This window comes from Shimia sp., from assembly GCF_049116215.1.
GTDB lineage: Bacteria > Pseudomonadota > Alphaproteobacteria > Rhodobacterales > Rhodobacteraceae > Shimia.
In genome coordinates this window covers 168,276-182,115 of sequence record NZ_JAGDZB010000003.1, presented here as the reverse complement: position 1 = coordinate 182,115, position 13,840 = coordinate 168,276, and the positions used below count along the sequence as shown (strand labels likewise).

Genomic DNA, 13,840 nt, shown 5'->3' with positions numbered 1-13,840 from the left:
CGGTGGCCTTAAGCAATTCCGAGGGAGCTGGCTCTGTTCTGGTCCTGGCCTGATTACCTGGCGCCCACCTGTACATACAGGTCCTCGGGAATGAGATAACCCTACGGCTGCGTTTGCGGGCCCGCCACTTTACTTCATAGAGATACGTTAGCCGCGGAGCTTTACTCCGGCTCCAGCCCACTTGCCTCCAGCATGTCATCCGGCTCCACGTGAATGGTGGTGCGCGCCTCCGGAATTTGCGCCTGAATGCTATCTTCTATCGCGTCACAGATCTCATGCGCACGATGCACGGTCATCTGCCCGTCGACCACCAGATGAAACTCAATGAACACCACCCGCCCTGCCCGGCGCGTTCTTAGATCATGAATTTGCAATGCACCTTGGGACGCCCCTCTCACGGCGACCTCAATCACCTCTCGTTCCTCAGACGCCACCGACGAATCCATCAAATCGCCTGCGGAGGACACCACCACCTTCCATCCCTCGCGCAAAATGTTGAGCGCCACCACAGCCGCAAGCAGCGAGTCCAGGATGTGCCACCCGGTCAGCGCAACCAGCATGAGCCCCACCAGCACGCCTGCGGTTGTCCAAACATCCGTCATCAAGTGACGCCCGTTGGCCTCCAAAGCGGGAGAGCGCCGCTGTTGGCCCGCGCCAATCAAAACCCGCGCCCAAACGAAGTTCAGCACCAGAGCTACTCCGCTCACACCCAAACCAATTGCACCGATCTCCGGGTGGGTCGACGCACCAAGGGCTGTCACAGCCTCCTGCAGGATCAGCACAGCCGCCACAACAATGAGAGAGCCTTCGGCAATGGCAGAGAAGTTTTCCGCCTTGTGATGCCCAAACGGGTGCCCTTTGTCCGCAGGACGTTCCGCAAACCAAATTGCCCCCCAGGCCAAAACGGCCCCGGCCACATTCACAAACGATTCCATGGCGTCAGAATACAGCGCCACCGACCCTGTAAGACGCCATGCGACGATTTTCATAGAGAGCACAGCGAGCGCGACAAGAATACTGCCCGTTGCCAGAGCCTGAGAGGAAAAACGACGCGCCACGAGCCTGTAACCACCTGCAATTCTTGGACTTGATCGGTTCCCGCAGTGTTGCCCTTCTTTGAGGTCTCACACAACCCGAGAGGCGGCACCTGCGACACCCTTCCCTCAAAACAACCAACACACTTGACTCAATACCAAATGGTATCATATGTATTGAGATACCAAATGGTATCACTTAAGCGAGACAGTTATGCCCGACCACTTACAACCCGTGTTCCGCGCCCTTGGCGACCCTACCCGTCGCGACATCCTGCGCCTGTTGGGCCAGGAGCCGATGACCATCGCCGAAGTGGCGGACAACTTTGCCATGACCCGCGCCGCCGTGAAAAAGCACCTCGTGGTGCTCAGCGACGGCGGATTGATCGAAGTCTCCCCACGCGGTCGAGAAAAAGTCAACACTCTCAACGCCTTAGCGCTAAAACCTGCACTGGAGTGGATGGGCTGGTTTGACCAGTTCTGGGACGACCGTCTCGACGCATTGAAAACCGCAATTGAAAAGGAAACGACAGATGACACTGGACACAACAATGGCTGAACTTTCTCAGGACACCACCATTCGCAAATCGGTCTTTCTGGCCGCGCCTAAGGCCCGCGTCTGGGATTTCCTGACCAAAGCCGACCTGCTCAACGAATGGTTCCACCCCGCCGAAAAGGACCTTGCAGAGGGCGAAGACTACACCCTGCGCTCGCAAAAAGACGGCGACCGTATGTGCTGGGGCAAAGTGGTGCAGGCCACCCCGCATGACTACATGAAGTGGGATTTCACAGTTGGCCCGATGAACGGAGAAATGAGCACCGTGGAATGGGAGCTTACTGAGGCCCCCGGCGGCACACGCTTGACGTTGATCCACTCCGGCCTGCCCACCGACGTGGATGGCTTTGGACTTGTCATGGCGCTGGACAAAGGCTGGCACGGCTTCCTGTCCAACCTGCACGACATGGAATGATCTCGGTTGCGGCGGCCCTTGCGTCGCCGCGCCACATCCCTAAGCTCGCTGGCAACGAAAAGGAGCCAGCCATGTTTTCCCGCGACGCCCTCGCCTATGACCCGATCCCCCTGCCTGATCATGTTGACTTGGATGACGCGAGGGCCCGCCAAGCGGCGCAGGCGTTTTTTGATGTCATGGCACAGCGGCACACAGTGCGCGACTATGACACCACACCGATCCCCCGCGACATTATTGAAACCTGTATCAAGACCGCCGGCCGCGCCCCGTCTGGCGCCAACCACCAACCTTGGAGCTTTGCGGCGATTTCCAATCCAGACCTCAAGGCCCGCATCCGTGCCGAAGCCGAGGAAGAAGAGCGCAGATTTTATGATGGCGGCGCCGGGGATGAGTGGATCAAAGCGCTGGAGCCGATTGGCACCAACGACCACAAACCCCATCTGACCGATGCGCCTTGGCTGATTGTGGTCTTTGCCCAACGCTATGGCGAATTTGAGGACGGCACCCGCTACAAAAACTACTATGTGCCGGAAAGTGTGGGCATTGCCTGCGGCTTTCTGATTGCCGCGCTGCACCACGCGGGCTTGTCCGTGCTGACCCACACGCCCAACCCGATGAAGTTCCTCAACGGCAGGCTGAACCGCCCAGCGTCCGAAAAGCCAATTATGATCCTCGCCGTCGGCAAAGCGCGCGATGACGCTCAGGTGCCTTCGGTCGCAAAAATCAAAAAGCCACTGGAAGAAATCCTGACAGTCTGGGAGTGATCAGCGTCGGATCTGACGCTGTTGCGGGGTGCGGCGGTCAATCTTGACCGGCACCGGCTCCGCCAGCATCACCGGCAGCGCGCTGCGCTTACCGCCACCTGGCTGGCTGTCATCCTTCATGCGCATGATCGCGATGCCAAACTGCACCCCGGCAAAGACAATGCCATTGAGCACCCACATAACAATCACCGCCAGAATGCCTTCCGAACTGCCGCTCACCAGATGCCAGAGATTGGCCACGTTGAAATAGAGCAGCATCGCCACAAAAGCGGCGGAAATGGCGAACCCGATGGCCACCTGACGAATGTAGAGTGAAATCAGCTTTGGCATGGCAGTGCCTCCTCACACACCATTAAACGACAGCCGTTCAGAAACGGCAAGTCACAGCTGCGCGACACATTGGCCGCACTACGACCAAAGCGCAAAAAACGCGCAACCTTCCGATTGCGCGCCACAGTGACCTAGCAAAGTTAACGGAGGATAAACCGCCTTAAAACGCTTCCGGCTTGGCTTCGCGCGCCATGTGATCGAGCACAGCGTTCACAAACTTGCCCTCTTTGCCTTCCGGGAAAAAGGCATTGGCAATCGCCACATATTCGGTGATCGCCACCTTGGCAGGCACGTCGCTCTGCACAAGTTCAGCACCGGCCGCGCGGAACAGCGCCCGCAAAGTTGGGTCAATCCGGTCAATCGGCCATTTCGCCACCAGTGCGCGGTCGGTCATCTGGTCAATTGGCGCCTGATAGTTCACCGCATCCTCAAGGGTTTTGCGGAAATGATCCACGTCCCCTTCGATCATGTCTGAGGTGTCATCCACTTCCGCACCAAACCGGTGATCCAGAAACTCCACCCGCACCTGATCCACGGTCTGGCCGGAGTGCTCCATCTGAAAGAGCGCCTGCACCGCGTAAAGGCGGGAAGCGGATTTCATCTTGCGTTTCTGGTTACCGGATAGGGTCATGCCGTTGGGTTGTCCTTGAGTTCGCCTGCCAGCTTGTATTCCTCGGCATCGGGCAAAAACCCAACGCCTTTGCGCTGAGCGCCCCACTTACGGCTCAACGCCACAAGATGCAAGGCCGCAGCGGCCGCGCCGCCACCTTTGTTCTGATCCGCTGGATCAGCCCGGACTTCAGCTTGCGTGCGGTTTTCTACAGTCAGGATGCCGTTGCCGATGCACAGGCCCTGCAGGCCCAACATCTGAATCGCGCGGCTGCTGTCGTTACACACGGTCTCATAGTGGGTGGTTTCACCACGAATGACACAGCCCAAAGCGACATAGCCATCAAAATTGCTCATGCGCTCGGCAATGCCAATCGCCGTGGGGATTTCCAACGCACCGGGCACCTGCACCACCTCATAGGTGCCACCCGCCGCTTCGATCTCGGCTACGGCACCGGCCAGCATATTGTCGGCGATGTCTTTGTAATAAGGCGACATCACGATCGCCAGTTTCACCGGCTTGTCAAATTCCGCACGTGGCATGATGTAGTGTTTTTCAGCGCCAGCCATGACTTATTCCTCCGTCAGGATCGGGCGTGTGCCCACAATGGACAGCCCGTAAGCGTCCAGACCAAGATACTTTGTTTGCGGACTGTCTGTCAGCAGGATCAACTCTTTGCAGCCCAGATTGGACAGGATTTGCGCGCCAAGACCGGTGCGCTTCACCGTGCGTGGGCCTTCGTCCTCTTCTGCGTACAAGCTGTGACGCACCTCGCGGAACAGGCAGACAACGCCCCTGCCCTCATCGGCAATCTTGCGCATCGCCGCCGGAAGCTCATTCACCGACTTCGGCCCCAGCCCCAGAACATCACTTGCCTCATGTAGCGCATGGGTCCGCGTCAGCACCGGCTCAGGCGTGGTGATGTCGCCCTTGATCATCACCACATGCTCGATGCCATGGATTTGATCGGTGAAAATGCGCATTTCCCAATCGCCGCCGTATTCCGACGCAACGGTTTCCCGCGATGTCTCAACCACTTCGTTGTCGACACGAGACCGGTAGGCAATCAAATCGCTGATAGTACCGATTTTCAGACCATGTTTTTTGGCCACGTCAACAAGCTCCGGCAGACGCGCCATGGTGCCATCTTCGTTCATAATCTCACAAATCACCGCGCTGGGATGACAGCCCGCCAGACGGGAAATGTCCACGGAGGCTTCGGTATGGCCTGCGCGCACCAACACGCCACCACGTTTGGCGCGCAGCGGGAACACATGTCCCGGCGTCGCCAAAGACGCCATGGTGTTCTGCTCATTGATGGCTGTGGCAATGGTCAACGCGCGGTCCCCGGCAGAAATCCCGGTGCTCACGCCTTCGCGCGCCTCAATCGACACGGTAAAGGCGGTCTCGTGGCGCGACGAATTGTTCACCGCCATCATCGGCAGGTCCAGATGGTCAATGCGTTCTGCGGTCATCGGCAGGCAAATCAATCCCCGGCCAAAAGTGGCCATAAAGTTGATCGCCGCCGCATCGGCAAATTCCGCAGGGATGATAAAATCCCCTTCGTTTTCGCGATCCTCATGGTCCACGAGGATATAGATGCGGCCCTGACGCGCCTCTTCAATGATCTCTTCGATTGGGCTGATCGCGTCACGCAGGCTCTGCTCGACGGGTCCGGGGTTTTCAAAGGACATGGCTGTCTCCGCTTGGTTGCGGCTCAGATAGACCATGCCAGCGCCAATTGCCAGTGCAGCCACGACGCGACAACGCTCAAAAACGCAACGGCATTGTGCGCGAATGCGCAAGCAGACATGTGTTAGCGCTCGCTTATGGCACAGCAGACAGGCTCAGCCTCCGCTGAGCCTGACAAGGGGCGCTGCCCCTTCTTGGCGATGCCAATTCATCCCCGGGATATTTGGGGAATATGAATGTTCAGCAACAACCGGCGTTCGCAGTGCCACATCCGCCCGCCGCGGCGGCCACCTGCGGCGCTTGATCTTTTATGCCACGCCCAAGATAGGTCACTTCCGCCAGATAGAAATTGGTAAAGGCCTCTTCAAAATCCTCCGCCCCAGCTTTCTGCGCCAGCCCCGTGGCCATGATCTCTGCCTGCCAGGCCTGCGTTTTTGGACGACCGTCCAGGAAATCATATCCGGTGTGGTCTTTGATGATCTGCGCCCGATGCAAAAGCACCAGCCAGGCAATATCCACCAGCCCTATCTGCGCGCCGCCAAAAAACGGTCCGTCCCCAAGCGCCTTTTCGATCTTGTCAAACGCCGTGCCCAGCTTGGCCGACTTCTCCGCCAAGGTCTCCGCATCCCGGCTGCGCATGGTGCCACATTGCACAAGATAGTTTTTCGCCGCCAAGTAACTCCACGCGCGGTGTAACGCCTTCTGCTCCAGCGAGACATTCGCCTGAAGCGGTGCATAGGCCTCTTCGATGTATTCAATGATAGCCTCGCTCTCAAACAGCGCCACACCGCCTTCGGTCACCATCACCGGCACCTGCCCGTTGGGCGAGATGTCCAAAAACCACTGCGGTTTGTCGGACAGCGAGATATACTCAACCTGATACTCCAGCCCCTTGGCCTCCAGAAGTGCGGTCACCCGTTGCACAAACGGGCAGATTTTGAAGCTCACAATCTTGATCATTGATCTCATCCTTTTGATCTCTTTGACCTGAAGACGCGCGGGACCGGAAAAAGACGACAGATTTCTCAAACTTTTCTCATGCCGCTTTGTAATTTTCAAAATCCACCGCATACTGCCCTCAAATTTCACGTATTTTTTTTGGAGAGCCTTATGTCTTTGCGCACCGTGTCTTTTGCCGCCCTGACCGCCGCCTGTCTGGCCCTACCCGCTTTTGGCAGCGAAGAAAGCAAAACCTGGGAGGCCAGTCCCGAAGCCTCGCAGTTTGTAAAAGACACCATTGTGCTCGGCATGTTGGCCAGCCCCTACGGCACCGGCTGGACCGAATATGAGCAACTACACACCTACTTCCAACGGGCGCGCGACAACGGCATCACCGGTCATGAAATGACCCTCGCCGCCGCCGACATGTCCTGGGAAACCTTTCTGGAGCAGCATTATCACTTCCGCGCCGCCATGGCGCAGCAGCCGGAAAACTACCTTATCGTGAATGAAACCCGCGACATTGAAGCCGCGCACTTACAGGGCAAGACCGCGGTGATCTGGAACAGCCAGACCGCCACCATCCTCAACGGTGATCTAAAAAAGATGGCCGCGCTCAAGGGCATTGGCGTAAAATCCATGATCCTCGCCTACAACGACATCTTTCGCACCGGCTCCGGTCAGTTGGCCGCGCAAAACGGCCGCGACATCGGCCTCACGCCGTGGGGCAAAAAGGTGATCGACGAAATGGTGCGCTTTGGCATCCTACTGGATCTCAGCCACACCGGCTCCAAAACCGCCAACGATGCCATGGACTACATGGATGCCACCTACCCCGGTGTGCCTTACGTTTACACTCATTCAATCCCAGCGGGCCTGTACGCAAACGAACCAAACGCTTCGCCGCAGGGCTGCTACCGTAACATCCCCGATGAAGAGGCCATTCGCGCCGCAAAATCCGGTGGCTATGTCTCACCAACGTTCACCGAATGGATGATGGACGGTGTTTGGCCGGACAACATTTCCCCCAAACAAGCCGCCGATATGATTGACTACTGGGTGAAGCTCATTGGTGTAGACCACGTTGGTATTGCGTCCGATGACATGTTCTCAACCCAATTGGTGGTCGACTTCGCCACAGCCAACGCCGATATGTACAACGACGGCGGCTATATGATCGACGCGTTCAACAAAGGCGCCACCGGCAACGGCGAACTGGCGAAAATCCTCGCCGCCATCACCGACGATCTCTGGGCGCGTGGCTACACCAACGAAGACCTCGCCAAAATCTACGGTGGCAACAAAATGCGTGTCTTTGCCCAGGTCTGGGAAGGCAAACCACCAGAGCAGTTCCTGCAAGAATACCCCGAGCGCCTGCGCCTGCGTCAGGAGTTGGAGGGCAAGTTCTTCAACCGCTGATCTGGGTCAACATCCGCCACAGCGCTTTTCTCTGGGCGTCGCTTCTAGGATCTCTCCGTTGGCGCCCAGCTCTAACGCACAGCAGGCCCGATACTGATCCGCCATCTTCTCTCGCGCGGCCTTCACGCGTGACTTGAGCGTACTGTAAGCGAGCCCCATCTCGGCAGCGACCTCCTTCTGGCGCCGCCCCTCCAGGTCCACGGCCTTAAGCAACTCTGCGTCATGTTCAGGCAGAGCAGACAGAAACACCGACACGCAGCCTTCTAAGTCCCGCAGCGCGCCAGCTTCTTCCGCATCGCCGTACCAGAGATCATCTGCATCAACAGCCCGTGCCTTGCCACGAGCGCGGTAGAAATCGATTGTCGCATTGCGCGCCACCTGAAACAGCCAGGCCCGAAGCGCGGCCGGATCGCGCACGTCGGACAAATACGCATGGGTTCTGATCAGGATCTCCTGCAGCAAGTCCTCCACATCCGCCTCATTGGCGACCCGCTTGCGCAGAAAGCCCCGCAAAGCGCCGCTATAGTCCCGCCAAATCTGATCCAGTTGCATTTGTTTGCCTCATATGCCTCTCCCCCAAAACTGGGACGTTGGATGAAAGGCTGCAAGGGCCGCCGCCCAAAGCGCTGCCCTGCTTTCTCATTCCAAAAATATCCCGGGGGTCTAGGGGCTGGCCCCCAGTTGTGCATTTCTTAACGCCCACGGCCCATGCAACACAGGCAAAAAACGCACTTCCGCAAAACGGCCGCGATACAGACGGGATACCGACGTGTTGCCTCCACCGTTCGGTGGCTTAAGACGACATCTCTGCCAAGCGCGCGACATAGCGTGCCAATGTGTCAATCTCGAGGTTGATTTTGTCGCCCACTTTGACATGGCCCCAGGTGGTGACCTCTTTGGTGTGCGGAATGATGTTCACGCCAAAGTCACAGCCATCAACCTCATTCACCGTCAAAGACGTGCCGTTCAATGCAACAGATCCCTTAGGCGCAATGAACTTTGCCAGACTTTCCGGGGCTTTGAAGGTAAACCGTGTGCTGTCACCTTCGTCCTTCATGGCGACAATTTCTGCCACGCCATCGACATGGCCGGACACAATATGCCCGCCCAACTCGTCGCCCACTTTCAAAGCGCGCTCCAGATTCACAGGCCTGCCTTCACGCCAGTCGCCTAGATTGGTTTTGGAGACGGTTTCCGCCGAAATTTCAACATCATACCAGTCATCCCCCAAAGCAATCACCGTCAGGCAAACACCTTCACTAGCAATCGACGCGCCCAGTTCAATACCTTTGGTATCATAAGCCGTCTTAATGCGCGCCTTCAGGTCGCCGCGCTGCTCCAGTGCAACAATTTCGCCAACGTCAGTGATAATTCCAGTAAACACGGGCCGCGCTCCATAGCTGTGATTTGCCAATGATCTACAGGCCGGACCGCTCCAAGACAAGCCGCCCAAGGCCCGGCAAGTCATGACCATATTTTTGCCACGCCGTTAGGCTAACATTCCCTTAAGAGAAGGCGTATAGGGTTGAGTGTTATGACAATTCCGACCGGCGACAACAAAGTGTTCCTGTTCCTGCAAGGCCCCCATGGGCCGTTTTTTGCAGCGCTGGCACGCATGTTGCGCCGCTCTGGCGCCGCGGTCTGGCGGGTTGGGTTTAACGCCGGCGACCGCGCCTTCTGGCCCCACCAGAAAAGCTTCATTCCCTACTTGGACGCACCCGAGGCCTGGCCCGAGACTTACAAAAATATCCTGACGGACAAAGGCGTTACCGACATTGTGCTCTATGGCGACGTGCGGCCAATCCATGCACAAGCGGTGGAGATCGCCAAAGCCTCCGGCATCCGCGTGCATGTCTTTGAGGAAGGGTATCTGCGCCCCTATTGGGTGACGTACGAGCGCGGCGGCTCCAACGGCAACTCGCGTCTGATGAACATGGACATCGCGCAGATGGAGAAAGCGCTGGAAGGCTCGGATATGGAAACCCCGATGCCTCCGGGCCATTGGGGGGACATGCGCCATCACGTCTTCTACGGCGCGCTCTACCATTGGTTTGTGATGTTCACCAACCGCAAGTTCCGCAATTTCAAGCCGCACCGATCGCTCTCAGTCGCACGCGAATTTCATCTGTATTTGCAACGTCTTCTGCTGATGCCCTTCCACGCCATCGAACGTCGCATCGCCACGCTGCGCATTCGTTACGGCGGCTTCCCGTATCATTTGGCGCTGCTGCAGTTGGAACATGACAGCAGCTTTCAGAAGCACTCGCCCTTTGACACGATGACCGACTTTTTGTCGCTGGTGATCGAGAATTTTGCAGAGAGTGCGCCTCAGCATCATCACCTAGTGTTCAAGGCCCACCCGCTTGAGGATGGCCGCGTGCCCCTTCGCAAAGAAATCCGCAGGCTGTCTGCGCAGTTCGGCGTGTCTAAACGGGTGCATTACGTACGCGGCGGCAAGCTTGCGCAGCTCTTAAATGACACCCGCACCGCTGTGACCGTGAACTCCACCGCCGCGCAACAGGTGCTGTGGCGTGGCATTCCGATCAAGGCATTTGGCGATGCGGTGTTTAACCAGCCCGAGTTTGTCAGCACGCAGTCTTTACCGGATTTCTTCTCCGCCGCGACCCGCCCCGACAGCCGTGCCTACAAGACCTATCGCCGCTATCTACTTGAAACCAGTCAGGTTCCTGGCGGGTTTTACTCCGCCCGTGGCCGCCGTCGCCTGCTGCGTCAGGTGGTCGATATGATGCTCTCAGATCACGACCCATATCAGGCGCTTGCGGCGGGAACAGCGGCACCACGGCAACAGTTGCGTCTGGTGAAGTGACCACCACAAGGTCTAGCGCTGGATTTTTGGTTAGGATTTCTGTAAGTTGTCTCAAAAAACTGAGGCAGAATAATCAGGTCGAGGAGACCGAGCAGTGAAATCCTTTGCATCCCGACTGGGGAAGTGCGCCGTTGTGTTGACTCTGGCGAGCACCGTTGCCGCGTGCAACCTTGTGCCGCGCTCCGGCCCCAACAAAAGCGAAATCTACGCGGGTTCCGTGCAGAAAGAAGGCGATGCCTTTATCGTCGAAGTCAATGACCGCGTGACACGCGCAACCGCCGTTGTCCCAGCCCTTGGTTTCTCCAACAGCTTCCAAAACGCCGGTCAACTGGGCTCGGATACGATTCGTCCGGGCGACATTCTGGCGCTGACCATCTGGGAAAACGTCGACAAGCCGCTTCTGGGTCCAGAAGGCCAAGTGGCTGCTGTGCTGGAAGAAGTTCAGGTTGATGGCGCGGGCTTTATCTTTGTGCCTTACGCTGGCCGCATCCGCGCCGCAGGCAACACGCCCGAAGGCATCCGCCGCATCATCTCCGCCAAGCTCGAAGAACAGACACCTGACCCGCAAGTTGAGGTCCGCCGTGCGGCAGGTGACGGCTCCACAGTTTCACTTGTTGGCACAGTAGGCGCACAAGGCGTCTATCCCATCGAACGCCCGACCCGCACCCTGTCCACGATGCTGGCGCAAGCAGGCGGTGTGACCATCGTGCCGGAGATCGCTCAGATCACCGTTTTGCGCGGCAACGAAACCGGCCAGATCTGGTTTCAGGATCTCTATGACAATCCGGAACTCGACATCGCCCTGCGCGGCGGTGACCGCATTCTGGTCGAAGAAGACACCCGCGCCTTCACTGCACTTGGCGCCACCGGCACCCAAAGCCGCGTGAACTTCTTCACCAAGGATCTGTCTGCTATCGAAGCCATCGCACAAGTCGGCGGGTTGATGGCCACCTCCAGTGACCCAACCGGTGTGTTCATTTTCCGCAACGAAGCTGACTTAGTTGCCAACAATGTCCTGGGCCGCAAAGATCTCGATGGCGCGCAACGCATGGTTTATGTCCTGAACCTGACCAAGCCAAACGGCATGTTCACCGCCCGTGACTTCATCGTCCGCGACGGCGACACACTTTACGTGACCGAAGCGCCAATCACCACATGGAACAAAACCATCGCAGCCATCACCGGCACACTGACTTCGGCAGACACGCTTCTGGCCGTTGGCGGCATCAGCACAGGTGGCTAACTTTGCTTGACCCCACAACCGAAGAAGCCGCCGGGAGCACCAATCCCCGGCGGCTTTTTGCATTCAATGGCGGTTTCTTTTTCCAGAAACGCCTACGCCGTATCCTGTCGCTCGCAGGGTATGAGCTGCGCTTCGGCCGCCCCACCACCGACGACTTGATCGCGATCTGGGGCAACAGCCCCACCGCCCATCGCGGCCATGCCATGGCGGAAAAAACCGGTGCCAAACAGCTCTATGTCGAGGACGCATTTTTGCGCTCTCTCTTCCCCGGCCGAACCGGTAAGGAGCCTCCTATTGGCTTGATGATCGATGGCATTTGCCCACATTTTGACCCCAGCCAACCCTCTGATCTGGAACGTCTACTTAAGCACGAACCGCTGGACGACACGGTTCTGCTAAACCGCGCTCGCGGTGCCATTGAACGGCTTAAGGAAACCCACCTCACCAAATACGCTGCGGTTGATCCGGATCTAGCCGCCCCCGATCCGGGTTATGTGCTGGTGATCGACCAAACCCGCGATGATGCCGCTGTGACGGCCTCTGGCGCCAATGATCTGCGCTTCAAAGAGATGTTGGTCATGGCGCAGGAGGAGAACCCCGGCGCGCGCGTCTTGATCAAGACCCATCCGGAAACCCAAAACGGGGCACGCGCAGGCTACTACAGTGAAAAAGACACCCGCGACAACGTCGAGCTCTACACCGATCCCATCAGCCCTTGGGTGCTGCTCGACGGCGCCATTGCTGTCTACACGGTCTCCTCACAGCTCGGCTTTGAAGCCATTCTTGCCGGACACAAACCCCGTGTCTTTGGGCAGCCGTTCTATTCTGGCTGGGATCTCACCCAAGACGAGTTCCCGCTCTACCGCCGCCAACGCCGCCTGACCCGCGCACAACTCTTCGCCGCCGCGATGATCCTCTACCCGACATGGTACGACCCTTGCCGCGACAAGCTCTGTGACCTCGAAGACAGCCTAGAACAACTCGCAGCTCAATCCCGCGCATGGCGCGAAGATCGCCAAGGCTGGAACGCCTTTGGTATGCGCCTGTGGAAGCGCAAACCGCTGCAAGGCTTCTTTGGCCACCACAAAGCGCTTAGCTTTGATAAGAAACGCTCCTCCCGTCCCGCCATGGTCTGGGCCAGCAAGCAAGGCCCGGATGGCGCGACACGTATTGAGGACGGCTTTCTGCGCTCCCGTGGCCTTGGGGCGGAGCTTGTCCCACCTTTGTCCTTGGTCTGTGATGACCTCGGCATCTACTACGACCCCACGCAGGAAAGCCGCCTTGAAAAGCTGATCAGCCAACGCGCCACCCTACGTCCGGCGCAACAGCTCCGCGCCGAACGGCTGATCAAAGCCCTGAAAAAACATCGTATTACCAAATACAATCTCGGAGGCACCTCCTTTGATCTGCCCGAAGGCCACCGCATTTTAGTGCCTGGCCAGGTCGAAGACGACGCCTCCATCCTCACTGGCACCACAGGGATCGCTACCAACCTCGCCCTGCTGAAAGCCACCCGCGCCGCCAACCCAACCGCGCGCATTCTCTACAAGCCGCACCCCGACGTCGAAGCAGGTCTGCGCAAAGGGCACGTCGCCCGCGAAGACGCAGAAGCTTTGGCCGACATTGTGTTAGATCAAGGCGACATGGCCGCGTTACTTGAGCAGGTCGATGAGGTCTGGACCATGACCTCGCTGACAGGTTTCGAAGCGCTGCTGCACGGTTGCAAGGTCACCACATTAGGCGCACCGTTTTATGCGGGCTGGGGCCTCACAGTTGATCGCGGTGACGTTCCCGCTCGCCGCACTGCCCAGCCCAACCTCGAAGGCCTCGTACACGCTGCATTGATCGATTACCCGCGATACCGCGACCCGGCGTCCGGCCTGCCCTGCCCTGTTGAAGTGGCCTTGGATCGCCTGGCTTCTGGCGAGATCCCACATCCTGGTTGGGGCAATCGGTTGTTGTCTAAACTACAGGGTCGCTTTGCCAGCTACCAATCGCTCTGGCGCTGACT

The 13,840-nt window shown here is 58.1% G+C and carries 15 protein-coding genes; 7 read left to right on the top strand and 8 right to left on the bottom strand.

The window, feature by feature from the left end; genetic code table 11:
- Positions 1-161: 161 nt before the first annotated feature.
- A complete protein-coding gene (locus tag JXR15_RS09470; RefSeq protein ID WP_422052989.1) occupies positions 162-1,058 on the bottom strand; it encodes a cation diffusion facilitator family transporter in 897 nt (298 codons plus the stop codon).
- Positions 1,059-1,248: 190 nt separating this feature from the next.
- Between JXR15_RS09470 and JXR15_RS09465 the strand changes: the two genes are divergently transcribed.
- The 3 genes from JXR15_RS09465 (at position 1,249) to JXR15_RS09455 (ending at position 2,769) form a co-directional block, all read left to right on the top strand.
- Positions 1,249-1,593, top strand: a complete 345-nt coding sequence (locus tag JXR15_RS09465) for an ArsR/SmtB family transcription factor (RefSeq protein ID WP_422052988.1) — start codon at positions 1,249-1,251, stop codon at positions 1,591-1,593.
- A complete protein-coding gene (locus tag JXR15_RS09460; protein ID WP_422052987.1) occupies positions 1,586-2,005 on the top strand; it encodes an SRPBCC family protein in 420 nt (139 codons plus the stop codon). The genes JXR15_RS09465 and JXR15_RS09460 overlap by 8 nt, the downstream gene beginning before the upstream one ends.
- A 71-nt stretch (positions 2,006-2,076) precedes the next feature.
- Complete coding sequence (locus tag JXR15_RS09455) at positions 2,077-2,769, top strand: nitroreductase family protein (protein ID WP_422052986.1); 693 nt, start codon at positions 2,077-2,079, stop codon at positions 2,767-2,769.
- On the opposite strand, the gene JXR15_RS09450 is transcribed toward JXR15_RS09455, so the two are convergent.
- From JXR15_RS09450 to JXR15_RS09430, 5 genes are all read right to left on the bottom strand, one after another.
- Positions 2,770-3,099, bottom strand: a complete 330-nt coding sequence (locus JXR15_RS09450) for a hypothetical protein (RefSeq protein WP_299419496.1) — start codon at positions 3,097-3,099, stop codon at positions 2,770-2,772. It abuts the gene before it with no gap.
- A 160-nt stretch (positions 3,100-3,259) separates the two neighbouring features.
- The gene (gene nusB, locus JXR15_RS09445; protein WP_299419494.1) at positions 3,260-3,730 is read right to left on the bottom strand and encodes a transcription antitermination factor NusB; all 471 of its coding nucleotides are present in this window, start codon (positions 3,728-3,730) and stop codon (positions 3,260-3,262) included.
- Entirely contained in the window at positions 3,727-4,278 is a 552-nt protein-coding gene (locus tag JXR15_RS09440; RefSeq protein ID WP_422052985.1) for a 6,7-dimethyl-8-ribityllumazine synthase, read from the bottom strand. The genes nusB and JXR15_RS09440 overlap by 4 nt, the downstream gene beginning before the upstream one ends.
- A 3-nt stretch (positions 4,279-4,281) precedes the next feature.
- Positions 4,282-5,403, bottom strand: a complete 1,122-nt coding sequence (gene ribB, locus JXR15_RS09435) for a 3,4-dihydroxy-2-butanone-4-phosphate synthase (protein ID WP_422053708.1) — start codon at positions 5,401-5,403, stop codon at positions 4,282-4,284.
- 238 nt (positions 5,404-5,641) lie between these two features.
- On the bottom strand, positions 5,642-6,361 hold the full coding sequence (locus tag JXR15_RS09430; protein WP_422052984.1) for a glutathione S-transferase family protein: 720 nt from the start codon (positions 6,359-6,361) through the stop codon (positions 5,642-5,644).
- A 150-nt stretch (positions 6,362-6,511) separates the two neighbouring features.
- On the opposite strand from JXR15_RS09430, the gene JXR15_RS09425 reads away from it, so the two are divergent.
- Positions 6,512-7,759, top strand: coding sequence for a membrane dipeptidase (locus JXR15_RS09425; RefSeq protein WP_422052983.1), 1,248 nt, complete (start codon positions 6,512-6,514; stop codon positions 7,757-7,759).
- A gap of 6 nt (positions 7,760-7,765) precedes the next feature.
- On the opposite strand, the gene JXR15_RS09420 is transcribed toward JXR15_RS09425, so the two are convergent.
- Both JXR15_RS09420 and JXR15_RS09415 read right to left on the bottom strand, forming a co-directional pair.
- Positions 7,766-8,311 (bottom strand): sigma-70 family RNA polymerase sigma factor, encoded by a 546-nt coding sequence (locus JXR15_RS09420; RefSeq protein ID WP_422052982.1) that lies wholly within the window; start codon positions 8,309-8,311, stop codon positions 7,766-7,768.
- 241 nt (positions 8,312-8,552) lie between these two features.
- Positions 8,553-9,143, bottom strand: coding sequence for a riboflavin synthase (locus JXR15_RS09415; RefSeq protein ID WP_422052981.1), 591 nt, complete (start codon positions 9,141-9,143; stop codon positions 8,553-8,555).
- 150 nt (positions 9,144-9,293) lie between these two features.
- Here JXR15_RS09415 and JXR15_RS09410 point away from each other — a divergent pair, with 150 nt between their 5' ends.
- The 3 genes from JXR15_RS09410 to JXR15_RS09400 all read left to right on the top strand — a co-directional run bounded on the left by JXR15_RS09410 (position 9,294) and on the right by JXR15_RS09400 (position 13,838).
- The gene (locus JXR15_RS09410) at positions 9,294-10,586 is read left to right on the top strand and encodes a capsule biosynthesis protein (protein ID WP_422052980.1); all 1,293 of its coding nucleotides are present in this window, start codon (positions 9,294-9,296) and stop codon (positions 10,584-10,586) included.
- A gap of 94 nt (positions 10,587-10,680) precedes the next feature.
- Positions 10,681-11,829 carry a polysaccharide biosynthesis/export family protein gene (locus JXR15_RS09405; protein ID WP_422052979.1) on the top strand — a complete coding sequence of 383 codons (1,149 nt, stop codon included), beginning with the start codon at positions 10,681-10,683 and terminating at the stop codon, positions 11,827-11,829.
- A gap of 2 nt (positions 11,830-11,831) precedes the next feature.
- The gene (locus JXR15_RS09400) at positions 11,832-13,838 is read left to right on the top strand and encodes a capsular polysaccharide biosynthesis protein (protein WP_422052978.1); all 2,007 of its coding nucleotides are present in this window, start codon (positions 11,832-11,834) and stop codon (positions 13,836-13,838) included.
- Positions 13,839-13,840: the final 2 nt, after the last annotated feature.